The sequence below is a fragment of the Synechococcus sp. UW140 genome, assembly GCF_900474295.1.
Taxonomy (GTDB): Bacteria; Cyanobacteriota; Cyanobacteriia; order PCC-6307; family Cyanobiaceae; genus Synechococcus_C.
Window position 1 is genome coordinate 36,797 of record NZ_UCOB01000008.1, and the last position, 17,664, is coordinate 54,460.

At 60.5% G+C, this 17,664-nt stretch carries 21 protein-coding genes; 13 read left to right on the top strand and 8 right to left on the bottom strand.

Features of this window, described 5'->3' with window-relative positions:
• Positions 1–76: 76 nt before the first annotated feature.
• Entirely contained in the window at positions 77–403 is a 327-nt protein-coding gene (locus DXY10_RS03420) for a translation initiation factor (RefSeq protein WP_115016252.1), read from the bottom strand.
• Between the two features lie 38 nt (positions 404–441).
• Here DXY10_RS03420 and DXY10_RS03425 point away from each other — a divergent pair, with 38 nt between their 5' ends.
• Both DXY10_RS03425 and trpB read left to right on the top strand, forming a co-directional pair.
• Complete coding sequence (locus DXY10_RS03425) at positions 442–1,401, top strand: class I SAM-dependent methyltransferase (protein WP_115016254.1); 960 nt, start codon at positions 442–444, stop codon at positions 1,399–1,401.
• Between the two features lie 39 nt (positions 1,402–1,440).
• Complete coding sequence (gene trpB, locus DXY10_RS03430; protein ID WP_115016256.1) at positions 1,441–2,697, top strand: tryptophan synthase subunit beta; 1,257 nt, start codon at positions 1,441–1,443, stop codon at positions 2,695–2,697.
• Positions 2,698–2,716: 19 nt separating this feature from the next.
• Here the strand turns inward: trpB and hrcA are convergent, their stop codons facing one another.
• On the bottom strand, positions 2,717–3,715 hold the full coding sequence (hrcA, locus tag DXY10_RS03435; protein WP_115016258.1) for a heat-inducible transcriptional repressor HrcA: 999 nt from the start codon (positions 3,713–3,715) through the stop codon (positions 2,717–2,719).
• Positions 3,716–3,756: 41 nt separating this feature from the next.
• Entirely contained in the window at positions 3,757–4,119 is a 363-nt protein-coding gene (locus tag DXY10_RS03440) for a rhodanese-like domain-containing protein (protein ID WP_115016260.1), read from the bottom strand.
• 75 nt (positions 4,120–4,194) lie between these two features.
• Here DXY10_RS03440 and DXY10_RS03445 point away from each other — a divergent pair, with 75 nt between their 5' ends.
• Genes DXY10_RS03445 through DXY10_RS03490 form a run of 10 tightly spaced genes read left to right on the top strand, consistent with a single transcriptional unit; the run spans position 4,195 to position 12,116 of the window.
• On the top strand, positions 4,195–5,841 hold the full coding sequence (locus DXY10_RS03445; RefSeq protein WP_115016338.1) for a DUF3352 domain-containing protein: 1,647 nt from the start codon (positions 4,195–4,197) through the stop codon (positions 5,839–5,841).
• Entirely contained in the window at positions 5,819–6,319 is a 501-nt protein-coding gene (locus DXY10_RS03450) for a histidine phosphatase family protein (protein ID WP_244281914.1), read from the top strand. The genes DXY10_RS03445 and DXY10_RS03450 overlap by 23 nt, the downstream gene beginning before the upstream one ends.
• A 19-nt stretch (positions 6,320–6,338) precedes the next feature.
• A complete protein-coding gene (locus tag DXY10_RS03455) occupies positions 6,339–7,535 on the top strand; it encodes a citrate synthase (protein WP_170955686.1) in 1,197 nt (398 codons plus the stop codon).
• 60 nt (positions 7,536–7,595) lie between these two features.
• Positions 7,596–8,714, top strand: coding sequence for an NADH-quinone oxidoreductase subunit NuoH (gene nuoH / locus DXY10_RS03460; protein WP_170953937.1), 1,119 nt, complete (start codon positions 7,596–7,598; stop codon positions 8,712–8,714).
• A gap of 55 nt (positions 8,715–8,769) precedes the next feature.
• A complete protein-coding gene (ndhI, locus tag DXY10_RS03465) occupies positions 8,770–9,411 on the top strand; it encodes an NAD(P)H-quinone oxidoreductase subunit I (protein ID WP_115016267.1) in 642 nt (213 codons plus the stop codon).
• Positions 9,408–10,010, top strand: a complete 603-nt coding sequence (locus DXY10_RS03470) for an NADH-quinone oxidoreductase subunit J (RefSeq protein WP_115016268.1) — start codon at positions 9,408–9,410, stop codon at positions 10,008–10,010. Before ndhI ends, DXY10_RS03470 begins: the two co-directional genes overlap by 4 nt.
• A 40-nt stretch (positions 10,011–10,050) precedes the next feature.
• Entirely contained in the window at positions 10,051–10,380 is a 330-nt protein-coding gene (nuoK, locus tag DXY10_RS03475) for an NADH-quinone oxidoreductase subunit NuoK (protein ID WP_115016271.1), read from the top strand.
• A 19-nt stretch (positions 10,381–10,399) separates the two neighbouring features.
• Positions 10,400–11,356 (top strand): NAD(+) kinase, encoded by a 957-nt coding sequence (locus DXY10_RS03480; protein WP_115016272.1) that lies wholly within the window; start codon positions 10,400–10,402, stop codon positions 11,354–11,356.
• Between the two features lie 9 nt (positions 11,357–11,365).
• Positions 11,366–11,866: a CYTH domain-containing protein gene (locus tag DXY10_RS03485; protein ID WP_115016274.1), complete on the top strand. Its 501-nt coding sequence runs from the start codon at positions 11,366–11,368 to the stop codon at positions 11,864–11,866.
• A gap of 13 nt (positions 11,867–11,879) precedes the next feature.
• On the top strand, positions 11,880–12,116 hold the full coding sequence (locus DXY10_RS03490) for a hypothetical protein (protein ID WP_244281915.1): 237 nt from the start codon (positions 11,880–11,882) through the stop codon (positions 12,114–12,116).
• Here the strand turns inward: DXY10_RS03490 and DXY10_RS03495 are convergent.
• On the bottom strand, positions 12,073–12,324 hold the full coding sequence (locus tag DXY10_RS03495) for a LuxR C-terminal-related transcriptional regulator (RefSeq protein WP_371411111.1): 252 nt from the start codon (positions 12,322–12,324) through the stop codon (positions 12,073–12,075). The genes DXY10_RS03490 and DXY10_RS03495 overlap by 44 nt on opposite strands.
• Before the next feature lie 121 nt (positions 12,325–12,445).
• Here DXY10_RS03495 and DXY10_RS03500 point away from each other — a divergent pair, with 121 nt between their 5' ends.
• Positions 12,446–13,342 (top strand): methylenetetrahydrofolate reductase, encoded by an 897-nt coding sequence (locus DXY10_RS03500; protein ID WP_115016280.1) that lies wholly within the window; start codon positions 12,446–12,448, stop codon positions 13,340–13,342.
• Here DXY10_RS03500 and DXY10_RS03505 read toward each other — a convergent pair.
• The 4 genes from DXY10_RS03505 to DXY10_RS03520 all read right to left on the bottom strand — a co-directional run bounded on the left by DXY10_RS03505 (position 13,323) and on the right by DXY10_RS03520 (position 17,657).
• The gene (locus DXY10_RS03505; RefSeq protein WP_115016282.1) at positions 13,323–14,501 is read right to left on the bottom strand and encodes an NDP-sugar synthase; all 1,179 of its coding nucleotides are present in this window, start codon (positions 14,499–14,501) and stop codon (positions 13,323–13,325) included. The two genes, DXY10_RS03500 and DXY10_RS03505, sit on opposite strands and share 20 nt — an antisense overlap.
• Positions 14,502–14,545: 44 nt before the next feature.
• Entirely contained in the window at positions 14,546–15,451 is a 906-nt protein-coding gene (locus DXY10_RS03510) for a segregation/condensation protein A (RefSeq protein ID WP_115016340.1), read from the bottom strand.
• 73 nt (positions 15,452–15,524) lie between these two features.
• Positions 15,525–15,914, bottom strand: a complete 390-nt coding sequence (locus DXY10_RS03515; RefSeq protein WP_115016284.1) for a lipopolysaccharide assembly protein LapA domain-containing protein — start codon at positions 15,912–15,914, stop codon at positions 15,525–15,527.
• Between the two features lie 78 nt (positions 15,915–15,992).
• On the bottom strand, positions 15,993–17,657 hold the full coding sequence (locus DXY10_RS03520; protein ID WP_115016286.1) for an NAD(P)H-quinone oxidoreductase subunit 4: 1,665 nt from the start codon (positions 17,655–17,657) through the stop codon (positions 15,993–15,995).
• Positions 17,658–17,664 lie beyond the last annotated feature (7 nt).

Genomic DNA, 17,664 nt, shown 5'->3' on the forward strand with positions numbered 1-17,664 from the left:
GGGATCTGGCGTTTTCGGATCGCCATTGTCCATCAGCTATGCCCAGATGTGCCTTTCGGCTTCATCGTGCTGGGCCTCAACCTCCTGCCCGTTTGGGCCGGTATCCCTCTTTGGTCAGCAGCTCTAGGGTCAGTTCCACTTGATCCCCCTGCAGTTCCACCACCCCATCCTTGGCGGTGCCGCCGCTGCCAATGCGGCTTTTCAGTTTCTTGAGAAGACGTTTGAATCCGGCCGCATCGAGCTCGAGGCCGCGGATCACTGTCACCGTTTTGCCGCCCCGGCCACCACGGGTCGGTTGTACCCGCACGATCTGCTCAGCCTTGGGGGTCGGATCTGTTGCCGGACCACTTGGGCGCTGCAGACTGTCGCCGCTGCTGAATTCCTGCCAGCCTCCCTTTGGCATTGCCCTCCTGTCATCACCTCCATCCTGCCGTTCCTGCGATGACCGTCCCCGTCTCTGCTCCTCATTGGGCTGACTCAAGCCAGGGCCTCGGTCGTTGGATCGAGCGGCTGATCAGCATCGGTGCTCTGCGTAGGCCCCTGTTTTTTCAAGCGCGGCAGCTGATTATCCGTACCGCTGAACGCAACGGCATCCCCTGGCGACGACGGCGTTCTGAACTCAGGGATGCAGCGACACCTCTGCTCGCTCAGAGCACCACCCCTGGGCTGTCACCCCCCGACTATTACCGCGTGCGCTTTCACGCTTATGAAGAGGGCAATCTCTGCTGGCAGGCCGCGGCAGAGGCTGAGCAGGCCACTGATGCGATGGCGTTGAGGGTCTGGCCTGAGGAAGCACTCAGTCCAGGGCAGGCGCAGGCCCGATTGCGGGATGCGATCCATCAGGCAGTGGAACCCATGCTCAGCGGTCGACTGGAGCAGGTGCTTGATCTCGGTTGTTCGGTGGGTGTCAGCACCCAGGCCCTGGCCGATTGGCTGGCGGGTCGTGCGGCGGCGGCGGGGAAGGCTTCGCCACGGGTGGTGGGGCTGGACCTCTCCCCCGAAATGCTCTCCGTTGCAAGGGTTCGTGATTCGCAAGGGGTCGTGGCGGAGTGGCGCCATGCGGCTGCTGAACACACCGGCTTGGAGGCTGGGTGCATCGATCTGATCAGTCTGCAGTTCGTTTGCCATGAACTTCCCCAGACGGCAACCCATGCCGTGCTGAAGGAGGCAGCCCGCTTACTGCGACCTGGTGGCGTGCTGGTGATGGTGGATCAGGATCCCGCCTCTTCGGTCTTGCAGGCCCTGCCGGCTCCAGTGGCCACCCTGCTCAAGAGCACTGAGCCGTATATCGAGCAGTATTTCGGGCTCGATATGGAGGCCGCCCTCCATGCCGCTGGCTTCCATGCCCTCGAAGTGAGTGCTTGTGATCCGCGGCATCGCGTGATCGCCTGCTTACGCTGATCCCACGCTTCAGCGTCCGCATGCGCGGTCGTTTGTTCTGTGACCAGCACCCTGCCTTCCCAGCCCACCGATGCGGATCTGGCCGTGAATGCCAGGCCTTCCGATCGGGGCAGATTTGGGCGCTATGGCGGCCAGTATGTGCCGGAAACCCTGATGCCAGCTTTGGCTGAGCTGGAGCTGGCCGCCGCCAAAGCTTGGAAGGATCCCGCTTTCACTGCTGAGTTGAATCGCCTTCTGCGCAGCTATGTGGGGCGTGAGACACCTCTTTACGAAGCCGAGCGCCTCACCGCCCATTACCGTCGCGCCGATGGTGGTCCTCGTATCTGGCTGAAGCGTGAAGACCTTAATCACACTGGTGCCCACAAGATCAACAATGCTCTTGGTCAGGCCCTTCTCGCCCTGCGTATGGGCAAAAAGCGGATCATCGCTGAAACAGGGGCCGGCCAGCATGGCGTTGCTACAGCCACGGTATGTGCCCGATTCGGTCTGGACTGTGTTGTGTATATGGGCGCCGAAGACATGCGCCGTCAGGCGCTGAATGTCTTCCGCATGCGTCTTCTCGGTGCCACTGTCCAACCTGTGACCGCTGGGACTGCCACCCTCAAGGACGCCACCAGCGAAGCGATCCGCGATTGGGTGACCAATGTGGAAACCACCCACTACATACTCGGGTCGGTTGCGGGTCCGCATCCGTATCCGATGCTCGTGCGCGACTTCCACGCAGTGATCGGTGAGGAGGCCAAGCGACAATGCCAGGATTCCTTCGGGCGTCTGCCGGACGTGCTGGTCGCCTGCGTTGGCGGTGGATCAAACGCCATGGGCCTATTCCATCCCTTTGTGCAGGACAAGGGTGTACGCCTGATCGGGGTGGAAGCGGCCGGTGATGGTGTGGAGACCGGGCGTCATGCGGCCACGATCACCGAAGGGCGTGTCGGGGTGCTCCATGGTGCGATGAGTCTGCTCCTGCAGGACGGTGACGGTCAGGTCCAGGAAGCCCATTCGATCAGCGCAGGCCTCGATTACCCCGGCGTCGGCCCAGAGCACAGCTATTTGCGGGAGATCGGTCGGGCTGAGTATGGCGCTGTCACCGATGCGCAGGCTTTGACAGCTCTGCAGCTCGTGAGCCAACTCGAGGGCATCATCCCCGCGCTCGAGACGGCCCATGCCTTTGCCTGGTTGGAACAGCTCTGTCCCACTCTCAGTGACGGTACGGAAGTTGTCCTGAACTGTTCTGGTCGTGGAGACAAGGATGTGAACGCAGTGGCAGAGCGACTAGGGAATGAGCTGGGTGCTTGATCCTCAATCGTTTGGATCTCTACGACAGAAGCCGTTCCAGGGTCCGGGCCACTGACTGCACGGCTGCCAGAGCCGTGGCATAAGCCATGCGCATGGGGCCGACCAGGGCTACTTGGCCGATTCCCTCGCCTCCGCTGCGATAGGGAGCCTGCACCACGGAACAATGGTGGAGGGCTGCCTGGGGATGTTCCTGGCCGATCCAGACACCACCGCAGGGATGACAGTCGCTTGGAGCGAGGGCTGTGGGTTGTTCGTCCATCAGTTCCAGTAGCGGCCAGACCCGAGCGCTTTGGCTGAATTCCGGCTCGGCGATCAAGCGAGAGACGCCGTGAAACACACTTCTGGACTCTTGCGGCGTCTCCAGTTGCTGATGGCTATGGATCGCATCCTGCAGGGCTCGACCGCAGTCCTGTAGTTCCAGCGGCAGCGACTCCCAAGCGATCTGGCCATTGCCGTTGTGCTCCAGCTGCCTCCGTGCCCACAGCTCGATCGCTTCGATCTGATGCTCACTTCCGTGGGGAAGTCGCAGGTTGAGATGGGTCGCCTGGCTTGAGTTTTGAACCAGCATCACCAAAAGACGCTCCTCGCTGCGCACCAGGCGGAGTGCTTCGAGCGCGGGTTGCAGCCGGGTCGGGTGGGTGATCAGGCTCATCAGGCCTGTGAAGTCGGTGAGGCGCCTGGCCATCTGTTGAAGCAGGTCGTCGAGGGCGGCCCAACGCAGGCTGAGTTGGGTCAGTTCTTGATCCAAATGTTGAGCGGCTGCTCCCGGCGGTGGTAGCAGGCAGTCCACGTAATGGCGATAGCCGCGAGCACTGGGCACCCTGCCTGCGGAGGTGTGGGGCTGGGTGAGCAGTCCGCGCTGCTCAAGGGCTCCCATCGCATAGCGCACCGTGGCTGAGCTGGCCTTGAGCCCAAAGCGCTTCACGAGGGTGCGGCTGCCCACCGGTTCAATGGTGTCGACATAGTGGTGCACCGTGGCTCGCAGCACTTCCTGTTGTCGGCTGGGCAGGGGTTCCAAGAGGTTGCTGTCACCACCTCGATCGTACGGGGCGTGTTCGCTTAGTACCGCGGCACGCCAGGGTCCACCTGCTGGCTCCAGGCATCAATGCCGCCTTCCAGATTCCAGACGGTTAGGTCAGGGCGTTGCGCCAGCAGCCAGCAGCCGAATTGCCAGCTGCGCACCCCGGCATGACAGACCACCACAACATCTCGATCAGCATTGAATTGCTCCAGAAGATCGTCCATCCATCGATCGGCTGCGCTGAGGGGCAGATGCAAGACATCACCTGGGAACGCTGCGACAGCCAGTTCCTGCTCTTCTCTGACATCGACAACCCTTGGAGGGTTCGCGTCCTCAAGCAGGTGTTGGAGATTGACTGCGGAGAGGGGTTTGGGCCGGCCTGCGGCATCGGGGTTGATCATCGATTCATTCTGAATCCCCCTGGCATCTGCCCCGGAATGGACAAAGATGTCGTCAAGTGGCTTGATCGCCGGCCCATGAAGGCCCGCTCTTTTCTTCTCGCTGTAGCCGCCTCGGTGCTGCTCCTGCTCACCTCGGCTGCGGGGATTTGGTGGACGATGGCTCGACAGAGTCCTCTGCGCCAAGCCCAGCGACCGCTGGAGCTGCCTCGGGCAGCTCAGTTCGTTCCGCGCCAGGCGGCTCTGAGCCTGCATTGGCTCATGGATCCCGGTCGATTGCCAGCCTATGCAGAGGCCGTTGCACCCTCGAAGCAGCGCCGTGCTGCCCGTGAGGCGGTGCAAGAGCTGCGTGATGGGGCTTTTGCTCTGGCAGGTCTGGAGTACAGCGATGAGTTGGCCGACTGGCTTGGGCCTGAAGTGAGTCTCGCCCTGCTCGATTCGGGCGGTGATGATGGACGTCTGGGCTGGGTGCTGGCTCTTTCCAGTCGGGATCAAGATGGACCGCGGCGGTTTTTGCAGCGTTTCTGGCAGACCCGCAGTTTGGCCGGTACAGATCTGCAGGTCAGTAGTTACCGCGGCATGGGCGTGATCAGTGGCCGTGGGGCCTTGCTGGGGCGCGATCCTCAGCCTCTTGCCACGGCTTTGATCGACAACGATCTCCTGCTGATTGCCTCGGGTCGAGGCGTGCTGGAGCAGGCTCTCGATGTGTCCCAGCTCGATGATCAACATCAGCTCGGCGATCTTGATCTTCAGCGTCGCTTGACCCAGCTTGGCGATGGGGTGGCCCTGGTGACGGCATCGCCTCAGGCGCTGGGCTCCTGGCTGGGCATGCCTGCTGAGCTGGTGAACCATTCCGACCTGGAAGGGTTGGTGGCGGCTCTAGGCGTCCAAGGAGCTGATCTGGCGGTGGATGGAATGCTGCGCTTCCGCGCTCCAGTGGTGGCGGCAGAGGCCTCCAACCCTGACGCAGCCGCTGCTCGTGAGGCTCTCTTGGAGTTCGCAGGGGGGAGCGCCGATGCCCTGGCTCTGCTCACCAATCCCTCTGCCCTATTGCAGGTGGCCAACGACGATCCCCAAGCGCAATGGCTTGGCCCATTGCTACGGGGGCAGCTCAAGGCCTTGGCCTCTCCGGCTCTGGATGCCATCAGTGCTCGGAATGACGGCCCGATGCTGTGGGAACTGCAGCCGCAGGGATGGCTGGTGGGGACTGAGGCAGGGCGTCCGGGATTTGACGCCGTCGATGCCGCCCTGAGCCAAGAGGGCCTTGGGGCTTCGTCACTTGATGCTGAACGTGGTCAGCTCACGGTTTGGACCCGCTTACAGCGCAAGCGAAGTCATGGTCAGGAGTCGTTGCAGGCTGAACTGGCGGTGGCCCTTGCCCGTGAGGGACGTCAGGAGTGGTGGGGGGAGAGTCTTGACACGGTGCAGCAGCGTCGTGATGACAAGCCACTCCAACAGCGCTTACGGCAATTGAAGGCGCTGGAGCACCACCAGCTGCCGCTGCCCCAGCAACTGGCACTGGCTGCGCCCCTCAGTCGTGATCAGCTTCAGCGCTGGCGTCCCTGGACATTGGTGCAGACCGTGGCGGGTCGCTCCCTGTTGGATCAGGTGCAGGGGTTGGCCCTGGCTGTGGGGCCGGACCCCACGGATGACACGGCTTCATTCGCTGATCAGGCTGTTGGTGGCGACACTCTGCGCTTGCGTGCCTTGCTCAACCTGGGTTGATCTCTTCCTGCTTCGTCATGGGATCGCTGTGGAACGCCTTGCGGGCCGCGATCACCCCGACCGCTCGCTGACGCAGCGGGGTCGACAACGCACCGAGGCTGTGCTGACACGCCTTGTGAGGGCTGGTTTGCGTGCCGATCGCTTGATCTCGAGTCCTTTCGCTCGAGCCTTGGAAACGGCGTGGCTGGCTCACCGTGCCGGCTTCGCACCTGAACCAGAGTTGTCATCGTTTCTCAAGCCAGGTGGCGATCATCACGCCCTGCTCCCGCAGCTCCAGGGGCGATGCCTGTTGGTCGGCCATGAACCTGATCTCAGCGCTTTTGCCGCTGACCTTCTCGGAGCCCCACCAGGGCTCTTGCGCATGCGCAAAGCGGGCTTCTGCCATTTGCGATTGCCAAGCAGCGAGGGGCCTGTCGTCGGGACCGCGCGCTTGGAGCTGTTGTTGCGTCCAGGGCTGCTCTTGCGCGGCGCCGATTAGGTTGCATTGGCGATGCAGGTTGGGGGTGGCACAGTCTTCAGTTGAGGAGATCCGCCACGAGCGGACAGGCATCGTCTTCCGCCCCGGGCTCGATGGGGTGCCTGCTACCCAGTCGTCCATCTGTGACATTGATGGACAGCAGGGGCGTTTGTCCTATCGCGGCTATCCGCTGGAGGAACTCGCCGCCGAGAGCACCTTTCTGGAAACGGCTTATTTGCTGATTTGGGGAGAGCTGCCCACCACTGATCAGCTCAAGGCATTCGAGCATGAGGTGCAGATGCACCGGCGGGTGAGCTTCCGGGTGCGGGACATGATGAAGTGCTTCCCGGCCACCGGTCACCCGATGGATGCCCTGCAGTCGAGCGCAGCATCCCTTGGATTGTTCTATTCCCGTCGGGCGATTGACGACCCCAAATACATCTATGCGGCGGTGGTGCGGCTGATCGCCAAGATCCCCACGATGGTGGCTGCGTTCCAGCTGATCCGCAAAGGCCAGGACCCGATCCAACCCCGCGACGATCTGGCTTATTCCGCCAATTTTCTCTACATGCTCACGGAGCGGGAACCTGATCCGTTTGCCGCCCGCATCTTTGATCGCTGTCTGATGCTTCATGCCGAGCACAGTCTCAATGCCAGTACCTTCAGTGCTCGCGTCACAGCGAGCACTCTTACCGATCCCTACGCCGTGGTTGCGTCCGCAGTCGGGACCTTGGCCGGTCCTCTCCACGGCGGTGCCAATGAAGATGTGCTGGCCATGCTGGAAGAGATCAGCTCCCCTGATCAGGCGGCGGCTTATCTCGATGACGCGATTGCGAACAAGCGCAAGGTGATGGGCTTCGGCCACCGGGAGTACAGGGTGAAGGACCCTCGGGCGGTGATTCTTCAGGCTCTTGTCGAGGAGATGTTTGAGCGCTTCGGTCACGACGAGCTCTATGACGTCGCCCGCGCCCTGGAGGCTGCTGCCGAAACCCGGCTTGGACCGAAGGGCATCTATCCCAATGTCGATTTCTATTCCGGACTCGTCTATCGGAAGCTGGGGATCCCCCGCGATCTGTTCACACCAGTGTTTGCCATTTCCCGGGTGGCAGGTTGGTTGGCCCATTGGCGGGAACAGCTCGGTGCCAACAGGATTTTCCGTCCCTCGCAGATCTACACAGGCAGTACCCAGCGCAGCTGGATACCGCTTGAAAGCCGCCTCCCGACTGCGGGCGCCTAAGTTGCTTCCATCTCACCCCTGAACATGGTGACCTCCCTTGCCACCACAATGACGGCCCTGGTGAGCCCCGGTCTGGACCTGGAGTTCAGTTTCAGCCAGGCATTGCAAGGACTCGGCCTTTCCCCTGACGTCGCTCATCTGCTTTGGCTGCCCCTGCCGATGCTGCTGGTGCTTGTGGCGGCTGTGGTGGGTGTGCTGGTCACGGTTTGGCTGGAACGCAAGATCTCAGCGGCCGTTCAGCAGCGCATTGGGCCTGAATACGCTGGTGCCCTTGGGGTGCTTCAGCCGCTAGCTGATGGCCTCAAGCTGCTGGTGAAAGAGGACATCATTCCGGCTCGTGCCGACAGCGTGCTGTTCACCCTCGGCCCGGTGCTCGTGGTGGTGCCGGTCATCTTGTCTTGGCTGATCGTTCCTTTTGGCCAGAACCTGCTCGTGAGCAATGTGGGGGTTGGCATTTTTCTCTGGATCTCGCTTAGCAGCATTCAGCCGATTGGCCTGCTGATGAGCGGCTACGCCTCTAACAACAAGTACTCCCTGCTGGGGGGATTGCGGGCTGCGGCCCAGTCGATCAGCTACGAGATCCCCCTCGCTCTGGCTGTCCTTGCGGTCGTGATGATGAGCAATTCCCTCAGCACGATTGACATCGTCGACCAGCAGACCGGTGCCGGTTTGCTCAGCTGGAATATCTGGCGTCAGCCCGTGGGCTTTCTGATCTTCTGGATCTGTGCTCTGGCTGAATGCGAACGTCTTCCTTTCGATCTTCCGGAAGCAGAGGAAGAGCTGGTCGCCGGGTATCAGACCGAGTACGCCGGGATGAAGTTCGCCCTCTTCTATCTCGGCAGCTACATCAACCTGGTGCTTTCCGCCCTGTTGGTGTCGGTTCTCTATCTCGGCGGCTGGGGCTTCCCGATTCCGGTGGAATGGCTGGCAGGCTGGATGGGCCAGTCGGTGGATGCACCGCTTGTGCAGGTGATCACAGGCACCGTAGGCATCGTGATGACGGTGCTCAAGGCTTATCTGCTGGTCTTTTTTGCCATCCTGTTGCGCTGGACCACCCCGCGGGTGCGGATCGATCAGCTGCTCAATCTGGGCTGGAAGTTCCTTCTTCCGCTTGCGTTGGTCAACCTGTTGGTGACAGCTGCACTGAAATTGGCCTTCCCCGTGGCTTTCGGCGGTTGAATCCGCCCTAGCCCCGCCCCCCTCGTTCTCACACTGTTCCACTTCCTCCCAGGCCATGTTCGGATTCCTCAAGCAGGTTGGTGACTACACCAGGGATGCCGTTGATGCGGCACGCAACCTGACCCAGGGATTGGCAGTCACCTTTGACCACATGCAGCGTCGTCCTGTGACGGTGCAATATCCCTACGAAAAGCTGATCCCGTCCGAGCGTTATCGCGGCCGGATTCACTACGAATTCGACAAGTGCATCGCTTGCGAGGTGTGCGTTCGGGTTTGTCCCATCAACCTGCCAGTCGTCGACTGGGTGATGAACAAGCAGACCAAGAAAAAGGAGTTGCGCAACTATTCGATCGACTTCGGTGTCTGTATTTTCTGTGGCAACTGCGTGGAGTATTGCCCCACGAATTGTCTGTCGATGACTGAGGAATACGAGTTGGCAGCTTTCGATCGCCACAGCCTCAACTTCGACAACGTCGCTCTTGGTCGTCTGCCCACGAGCGTCACCACTGACGCCTCCGTGCAGCCACTTCGGGAGCTCGCCTATCTACCTGTGGGTGAGATGGATCCCCATGGTGTGGCGGCTGACCGTCCAAGGGCTGGTCAGCTTCCTGATCAGGTGCTGGCTTCGATGCCCAAGTCGGCAGCGGATGGGGGAGAATCCTCTTCGACGACCACCAAGGAGGAGAACGCAGGATGACGATTGCTGCCTCAACCCAGCTCATCTGCTTCCTCGTTCTCGGCGCTGTGATCGCGATTGGCGGCCTGGGCGTTGTGCTGCTGAGCAACATCGTTTACTCCGCCTTTCTTCTGGGTGGCGTTTTCATGGCTGTGGCTGGCTTGTATCTGCTGCTCAATGCCAGTTTTGTGGCAGCGGCCCAGGTCTTGGTCTATGTCGGAGCGGTGAACGTCTTGATCCTGTTCGCGATCATGCTCGTGAACAAACGGGAAGATCTGGAACCGATCAAGGGCCTGCCAACGCGTCGCTTGCTCTCCGGAGGAGTCTGCGCCGGTCTGTTTGCCTTGCTGGTCAGAGTTGCTTTCACGACCCCTTGGGCCGTGCCTGGCCCCGAGGCTGTCGGTGAGGGCGCAACCGTTCGGATTGGTGAGCACCTCTTCACCGATTACCTTCTGCCCTTTGAGCTGGCGTCCGTTCTTCTGCTGATGGCGATGATCGGCGCGATCGTTTTGGCCCGTCGAGATGTGCAAGCTACGGATCTGGGCACGGGGCAGTCGGCTGATCAGGGACTGATTGAAAAGTCCCGTACCCCTCTCTTGGTGGATCAGCCCCCCGCCTGAACCGGTGCTGTTCTGAATCTCTTCCTTTTATCTGTACCCCATGTCTGAGCTGCTGAACGGATCCGTACCTCTTGAGGCGTATCTTCTGCTGGCTGCAGTGTTGTTCTGCACCGGTGTCTGGGGTCTGATCAACAGTCGTAATGCAGTGCGCGTGCTGATGAGTATCGAGCTGATGCTCAATGGGGTGAACATCAATCTGATGGCCTTCTCCTCCTACGTGGATGGTGATTTGATTCGGGGCCAGGTGTTCGCTGTTTTCGTTATCACCGTGGCTGCTGCCGAGGCAGCAGTGGGTCTTGCGATTCTGCTGTCGCTTTATCGCAATCGCGTCACAGTGGATATGGAACGCTTCAACCTGCTGCGCTGGTGATCTCCGGCGCCTACGCCCCATGCGCCTTGATCGGGTCTGGTTGATTTATAGAGCAGATAGCTTGGCTGCCTTGCGGGAAGCCAGGCGCTGCGCTGATGACCTCACCTCTCTCGGGGCCGAGGTCACTCTGGCCATGAGTGGACCGAAGGCCAACCCCTTCCCTGGTCTGATGGCCTCCGAGCCCACATTGCCCAATGTGGCTGTTGTGCTCGGAGGCGATGGCACCGTTCTCGGAGCCGCTCGGCATCTGGCGGTGCATGACGTGCCGATTCTCTGTTTCAACGTGGGGGGGCACTTGGGTTTCCTCACCCATGACTCCACCATGCTGGGTGGGCTTGAGCTCTGGCAGCGTCTGATTGATGATCAGTTCGCTCTGGAGCAGCGCATGATGCTGCAGGCAACGGTCCATCACGGCCGTGACCTCCGCTGTGCAATGGAGGACGGCAGCCGCTCCCAGGTTCCTGCGGATGCATCCGATGCGCTGGAGCGACACTGGGCCCTGAACGATCTTTACTTGCGCCCCCATCGAGAAGACCTCGCCCCCACTTGCATCCTCGAGTTGGAGATCGATGGGGAGGTGGTCGATCAGGTGCGCGGTGATGGGTTGATCCTGGCCACGCCGACGGGCTCGACCGGCTATGCCATGGCCTCAGGTGGACCCATCCTGCATCCAGGGATCGATGCGATCATCGTCAGCCCCATTTGTCCGATGAGTTTGTCGAGTCGGCCGGTCGTGGTGCCCCCCCGCTCCCGGCTGATGATTTGGCCACTGGGGGAAGGAGAACGGCCTGTGAAGCTCTGGAAAGATGGAGTGGCAGGTGCCGTTCTGGAGTCAGGTGAATGCTGCATGGTGCAGCGTGCCCCCCACCATGCCTTGATGCTCCAATTGGACAGAAAGCCCTCCTATTACCGAACACTGGCGCAGAAGCTTCACTGGGCGGGAAGCCTGATCGCTTCGGAGCCATCCCCCAACTGAGGCGATCCCATGCCCCTCGAGATCGAACGTCGTTTTCTAGTCCGATCGGAAGGGTGGCGGACCCTCGCCGGAGCACCCCAGTCGCTTCGACAGGGCTATTTGGCCACGTCTGAGCAGGGGATCACCGTGAGGATGCGGATTCGAGCAGAGCAGGCAGCGTGGTTGACCCTCAAGGCTCCAGCCGATGGCTTCGCCAGCCATGAGTTCGAATATCCATTGCCACTTGATGATGCGGAAGCGCTTTGGGAGCTTGCGCCCCATCGACTGACCAAGATCCGCTATGGCCTTGATCTCCCTGGTGGTGACTGGGTGGTGGATTGCTTTACGGGGGAGAATGCGCCCTTGGTTCTGGCGGAGGTGGAGCTGCCATCGATGCAGACGTCTGTGGTGATTCCTGACTGGTGTGGACAGGAAATCACCGGTGACAAGCGTTGGAGCAACGCTGCCTTGGCCTTGCAGCCCATGAAGCTATGGCCCAAGACTTTGAAAGCGTCTTTCGATTTGCTTTAGATTTGGGGAGAAGGTGTCGTGCCTCTCCGGCGCGGAATGCACCCTGGGATCAGGAGACGCGGCGATGTACGGGCTTTATGACACCGATGGGATTCTTCGCTTCATGGGTGGAGACCGTGAAGCCTGTGTGGCATACGCCGCTCTGTTCTCTCTTCCCCTCGCCAGCTGTTCCTTGCTGCCAATGCCCCGCCCTGCAGCCCAGGTGTTTAGGAAGCGTCGCTCTCGTCGGGAGGGAGCACGCAGCAGTTGAAACCATCCCGGCAGATCTTGCCGTGATCCATGGCCCAGTTCAGCAGGGCCACGCGGTTCTTGGACCCTGTTTTGGTGAAGACATTGCTCACGTGGTTGTCCACCGTGCGCTTGCTGATGGTGAGACGTTCGGCGATCTCCTGATTGGTGAGCCCTTCAGCCACCAGTTCGATGATCTCAAGCTCGCGGCTAGACAGGGAAACATGCATTGAGCCCGGGGTGTTGCCGCTGCTCATCGTCCCCGTCTCCCCATCGTCCCTTCATCCTAGGCACGTTCTGGCGGTGTGATCCCGATCGCCCATAGTGACGGCTGGGAGAAGACGATTAGAGATGGACAGCACGGCGCTGCAGCACAGTCTTGCCGCTGGTCAGCCAACCATTACGGCCGAAGTGATGCCTCCGCGAGGTGGTGATGTGCGCCATACCCTGGCGATGGCGGCAACCTTGCGTGGCAGGGTGCATGCTGTGAATGTCACGGATGGCAGCCGTGCTGTGATGCGCATGAGCAGCCTGGCGGTGTGCCGGTTGCTGCTCGATCACGGGATGGAGCCGGTGCTGCAGATCGCCTGTCGAGACCGTAATCGCATCGCGCTTCAAGCCGATCTGCTCGGCGCCCATGCCCTCGGTATTCGCAATCTTCTCTGCCTGACCGGTGATCCAGTCACCGCCGGGGACCAGCCCAAGGTTCGTCCGGTGAATGAGCTGGAATCAGTGCGTCTCTTGCATCAGGTCACAGCTTTCAACCGCGGCGAGGACCCAGTGAAGGGTGATTTGGCCGACGGCCCCACGGCTTTGTTCGCCGGTGCTGCTGCTGATCCACACTGCTCTAGTCAGAGTGGTCTGTTGAGGCGCTTAGAGCGCAAGCGGGAGGCCGGTGCACGCTTCCTTCAAACCCAGATGGTGATGGATGGGGCTGTGCTGGAGAGGTTCTGCACAGATCTGGCTGCGCCCCTGGAACTGCCGGTGCTGGCCGGGGTGTTTCTGCTGAAATCAGCCAAGAATGCCGCCTTCATCAACCGCATGGTGCCTGGAGCCTGCATTCCTGATGCGCTGATCGCCCGCTTGGAGGCTGCCCAGGATCCTGCCGCCGAGGGGATTGCAATCGCGGCGGAGCAGGTCAAGCGCTACCTGGGGATTGCCCAAGGCGTGCATTTGATGGCTGTGCGTGCGGAGGAACGGATTCCTCTGGTGCTTGAACAGGCGGGTGTTAGCCCGGTGTCGGTGTGAGATCTGTGCCGAGCAGTTCTGCCATGGCCTTCTGCTGAGGTGATGGCTCGATCAGATCCGCTCGTCTGGCATCGGTGATCAGCCAGTCGAGTGCAGCTTCCTGAAGGTCGAAATGGTCGCCATTGCGGCCAACGCAATAGCGACCAAAGACAAGCTTGTCGACCAACTGCACCCCTGCACCGATCCGTGAATAGTCAAAGATGATGGAGTTGTCGATCACTGCGCCTTCGCAGATCGAGCAGCTAGGACCAATCATGGAGGGGCCAATCAGGGTGGCGCCGTCTTCGATCTGGGTCATGCCACCCACGTAGATCGGTCCCTGGACGTTGATCTTGTCCCAGTTGGCGGCCACATTGAGCCCGGTGTAGACCCCAGGACGAACTTCCTTGCCGGGGATGCCAACTTGGCGCACTTCGCCCATCAGCACACTGCGAATTGCCTGCCAGTAATCGGGGACCTTGCCGATATCCACCCACTCGAAATCCATCGGCAGGGCGTAAAAGGGGGCCCCTTGGGACACCAGCTTGGGGAAGAGATCCGAGCCAATGTCAAAGGGCTGGCTTGAGGGGATCTGTTCGAAGATCTCCGGCTCAAAGATGTAGATGCCGGTGTTGATGGTGTCGCTCAGCGCTTCGTCGATGCTGGGCTTTTCTTGGAAGGCATTGATTTTTCCTGCGTCATCGGTCACTACCACGCCGTAGCTGCTCACCTGGTCACGAGGGACTCGCTTGGTGACGATGCTGGCGATCGCTCCCTTTTCGCGGTGGCGGCGAACGGCTTCGCTCAGATCAAGGTCAATCAGGGCATCACCACAGAGCACCACAAAGGTGTCATCAAAGAAGGGTTGAAAGTCCTGAATCTTCTTGAGACCACCAGCTGAACCCAGCGCATCGCCAATCAGTTCACCGTCTTCGATGCGGCCTTCGAAGCTGTAGGCAATCTCGACCCCAAAGCGCTGCCCGTCGCGGAAATAGTTCTCGATCTCTTCTGCCAGGTGAGACACGTTCACCATCACCTCTGTGAAGCCGTGTTCCTTCAGCAGCTCCAGTAGAAATTCCATCACCGGCTTCTGCAGGATCGGAATCATCGGTTTAGGGATCACATGCGTGATCGGCTGCACGCGGGTGCCCTTGCCTGCCGCCAGGATCATCGCCTTCATGGACGCATCAGGCCTCAGATCGATAGGACAACTTAAATGCCAGATCAGGCGGCAACCGCTTCTCCGGCCGGCACAACAGCTGGCACGTTGAGCTGCGTAATCGGCAGTTGAGCCATGCTGCCTGAAGCCAGGAGTCGTTTGAGCTGCAGCGGTCCATGCAGCGAGTCTCCCTGATGAAGTTCGATTTGTCCCTGAGAGGACAGAAACAGAAGCGCCCAGAACACACCGACGCGGTCGGTGTCGAGATCGGGCGCTGCCACTTCGCCCCAGCGCTGCACCAGCTGTTCAAAGTCCATCCAGTGCAGAACGTCTTCCCAGCTCTGCAGAAATTGACCCAGGGCAGCCGTTGTTTCCGGCAGCTTTTCACGGTGTGCAAGCGCTGCAACTTGGGCGATGGCTTCGCGGTTGCTGAAGCGTTTTGTCTTCTGCCGACGCCGCATCTCCAGCTCGTCGGTCTCGAGTTGCTCAGCGATCGATTCCAGCTGTTCGATCAGTTCACCCAACGTCACCGGCCGACGAAGCGGGGGAGGGGCGACAGGTCGTCTTTCCAGATGCCGTTCTGGTCGTCGTGGCAGGTTGAAGTCGGGATCAAGCCAACCCTGATCTCCCAGCTCAGGTTCGAAACCCTCCTCAAAGATCGGTTCCGGTGGGAAGGTTTCCGCCTCGAGAATTTCGGCCTTGAGACCCACCAGCACAGACGCTGCCAGAAAGGCCTCACTGCTGTCCGCCAGGTCTTTCTCATAGCTGCCTCCCTGCCCTTGAAGGGCTGCAGCCACTTGGCGAGGCACGTCAATTCTTTGACGCAGCTGGTCGAGGAAGCCATCAACAACTGCGATCACGTCGACATCCCAGGGGTCGAGATCCCCCCTCTGGGCTGCATCTTGAAGCAGGCGGATGGCGAGGCGTGCTCCTGCATCAGCTCTTTGGTTTCGGCTGATCTCGGGCAACATCACACACTTGCTGAACGCAAGGTATCGAGCCCCCAGCCGCTCCGCCAGCGATGCGCCAGCGGATTCGCCCTCCTCAGGAAGCACTCACGTCGAGTTGTTCGACGTCACTGTCCTCGTCATCGTTCGCGGATGCCTTGGCAGAGGGGAGGAGGCCGAGCTGGGTTTCCACCGTGGAGCGATAGCGGTTGAGATCGGTTTCAAGCTCCTGGATTCGAACCTGCTGGGCTTGATATTCCTCGTCTTTGCCCACGGTGATCACCGTGTTGAGCATGCCGCTCCAGGTGGCGAAGAACCAGGCGGAAACGGCGCCGATGCCTGAAGACAGCAGCAGTAGGGCTGCCAGTGGCAAGGTGTATTTGAGTCCTGGCAGGACATGAACCGTCGTGGCAGCAGTGTTCTCAAGCGTGAAAAACACCATCGCCAGGCCGAAGGCGAAGATCAGGCCGAAGTTGATCTGACGCATGGCAGCAAGCAGTCGCGTCTGAAAATTACGAGCCTTGTTGGTCGTCGTCCGTTCAGATCGCAGAACGGACGAAGTTCGTTACGCCTGCGGGATGGCTGGAGCCTGGATGAGGGTTGACACAATGGGTGAACTACGAATCAGCGGAGCGGTTGGTTGGGTGATCCGTTCCATCGCCACCACATCCCGGTTCACAAGTGCTTCGATTGAGCTGCTGTAGCTGTCGGTCATCAGGCGGGGATAGAGGCCGATACCGATGATGGGTACCAATAGGCAACCGATCACGTACACCTCGCGGGGCTCAGCATCCACAAGGTTCGTGTGCGACACCAGTTCGCTGTTCTCCTTGCCGAAAAAGATCTCGCGAAGCATGGAGAGCAGGTAGATCGGTGTCAGGATCACGCCCACTGCCGCTAGGCCGTCGATCACGATTCGGAAGGTGAGGCTATAGGCCTCGTCGGTCGCAAAGCCTGCAAACACCATTAGTTCGCTGACGAAGCCGCTCATGCCAGGCAGCGCCAGGGATGCCAGGGAGCACACAGTCCAGAGGGCGAACATCACCCGCATCTTCTGCCCCACACCACCCATCTCATCCAATTGGAGGGTATGGGTGCGGTCGTAGGTGGCTCCAACAAGGAAGAACAGACTGGCGCCAATCAGGCCGTGGCTGATCATCTGCAACATCGCCCCACTGGTGCCGAGGGAGCTGAAGCTGCCGATTCCAATCAGCACGAAACCCATGTGGCTGATTGAGCTGTAAGCGATCTTGCGTTTGAGGTTGCGTTGGGCGAAGGAGGTCAGGGCGGCATAGATGATGTTCACCACGCCAAGCACCACAAGCAGAGGGGCGAACTGAGCGTGGGCCTCCGGCAGCATCTCAGCGTTGAAGCGCAGCAAGGCGTAGCCGCCCATCTTGAGGAGGATGCCCGCAAGCAGCATGTGCACCGGTGCCGTGGCTTCCCCATGGGCATCCGGGAGCCAGGTGTGGAGCGGCACAATCGGTAGCTTCACGCCAAAGGCGATCAGCAAGCCTGCGTAACAGAGCAGTTGAAAGCCAGTGCCGAACCCTTTTTGGGCCAGCACGCTGTATTCGAAGTTGGGAGTGCCACCGCCGAAGAAGCCCATGGCGAGGGCTGCCAGCAGAATGAAAAGCGAGCTACCCGCGGTGTAGAGGATGAATTTTGTGGCTGCATATTGACGCCGCTTCCCACCCCAGATCGCCAGCAACAGGTAAACGGGGATGAGCTCCAGTTCCCAGGCCAGGAAAAACAAGAGCATGTCCTGCACAGCGAAAACGGCGATCTGACCGCCATCCATCGCCAGGATTAAGAAGAAGAACAGCTTGGGCTTAAAGGTGACAGGCCAGGCGGCCAGCACCGCCAATGCGGTGATGAAGCTGGTGAGCAGGATCAGCGGCATGGAGAGTCCGTCCGCGCCTACGGCCCATGTGAGGCCCAGATCCGGTAACCAGCTCACCCGTTCGGACAGCTGCAGGCCGCTGACCCCTGGGTCATAGCCATCCAGATAGGCGGCAACGGTGATCAGAAACGTGATCAGGGCGATGCCCAGCGCGAACCATCGCACTTGTTTTCCCTCCCCCTGGTCGGGGAAGAAAGGAACGATCAGGGCGCCGACGATCGGGAAAAGGATCGAAAGGCTCAGCCAGGGAACCCCCGCTGCGATCGCAGTGGCGGGGATGCCCACCGTCTGAGGATCGAAGGGAGGGCTGACGGCAAACTCCAGCACGTGCAAG

Excerpts from the sequence above, each read along its gene's own strand:
- DXY10_RS03495 (WP_371411111.1), bottom strand. The coding sequence starts at position 12,324 with ATGCATGTTTCCCTGTCTAGCCGCGAGCTTGAGATCATCGAACTGGTG.
- DXY10_RS03470 (WP_115016268.1), top strand. The coding sequence starts at position 9,408 with ATGACGATTGCTGCCTCAACCCAGCTCATCTGCTTCCTCGTTCTCGGC.
- DXY10_RS03485 (WP_115016274.1), top strand. The coding sequence starts at position 11,366 with ATGCCCCTCGAGATCGAACGTCGTTTTCTAGTCCGATCGGAAGGGTGG.
- DXY10_RS03420 (WP_115016252.1), bottom strand. The coding sequence starts at position 403 with ATGCCAAAGGGAGGCTGGCAGGAATTCAGCAGCGGCGACAGTCTGCAG.
- DXY10_RS03500 (WP_115016280.1), top strand. The coding sequence starts at position 12,446 with ATGGACAGCACGGCGCTGCAGCACAGTCTTGCCGCTGGTCAGCCAACC.
- DXY10_RS03425 (WP_115016254.1), top strand. The coding sequence starts at position 442 with ATGACCGTCCCCGTCTCTGCTCCTCATTGGGCTGACTCAAGCCAGGGC.
- nuoK (WP_115016271.1), top strand. The coding sequence starts at position 10,051 with ATGTCTGAGCTGCTGAACGGATCCGTACCTCTTGAGGCGTATCTTCTG.
- DXY10_RS03505 (WP_115016282.1), bottom strand. The coding sequence starts at position 14,501 with ATGAAGGCGATGATCCTGGCGGCAGGCAAGGGCACCCGCGTGCAGCCG.
- DXY10_RS03515 (WP_115016284.1), bottom strand. The coding sequence starts at position 15,914 with ATGCGTCAGATCAACTTCGGCCTGATCTTCGCCTTCGGCCTGGCGATG.
- DXY10_RS03445 (WP_115016338.1), top strand. The coding sequence starts at position 4,195 with ATGAAGGCCCGCTCTTTTCTTCTCGCTGTAGCCGCCTCGGTGCTGCTC.
- DXY10_RS03480 (WP_115016272.1), top strand. The coding sequence starts at position 10,400 with ATGCGCCTTGATCGGGTCTGGTTGATTTATAGAGCAGATAGCTTGGCT.
- DXY10_RS03510 (WP_115016340.1), bottom strand. The coding sequence starts at position 15,451 with ATGTTGCCCGAGATCAGCCGAAACCAAAGAGCTGATGCAGGAGCACGC.
- DXY10_RS03440 (WP_115016260.1), bottom strand. The coding sequence starts at position 4,119 with ATGATCAACCCCGATGCCGCAGGCCGGCCCAAACCCCTCTCCGCAGTC.
- ndhI (WP_115016267.1), top strand. The coding sequence starts at position 8,770 with ATGTTCGGATTCCTCAAGCAGGTTGGTGACTACACCAGGGATGCCGTT.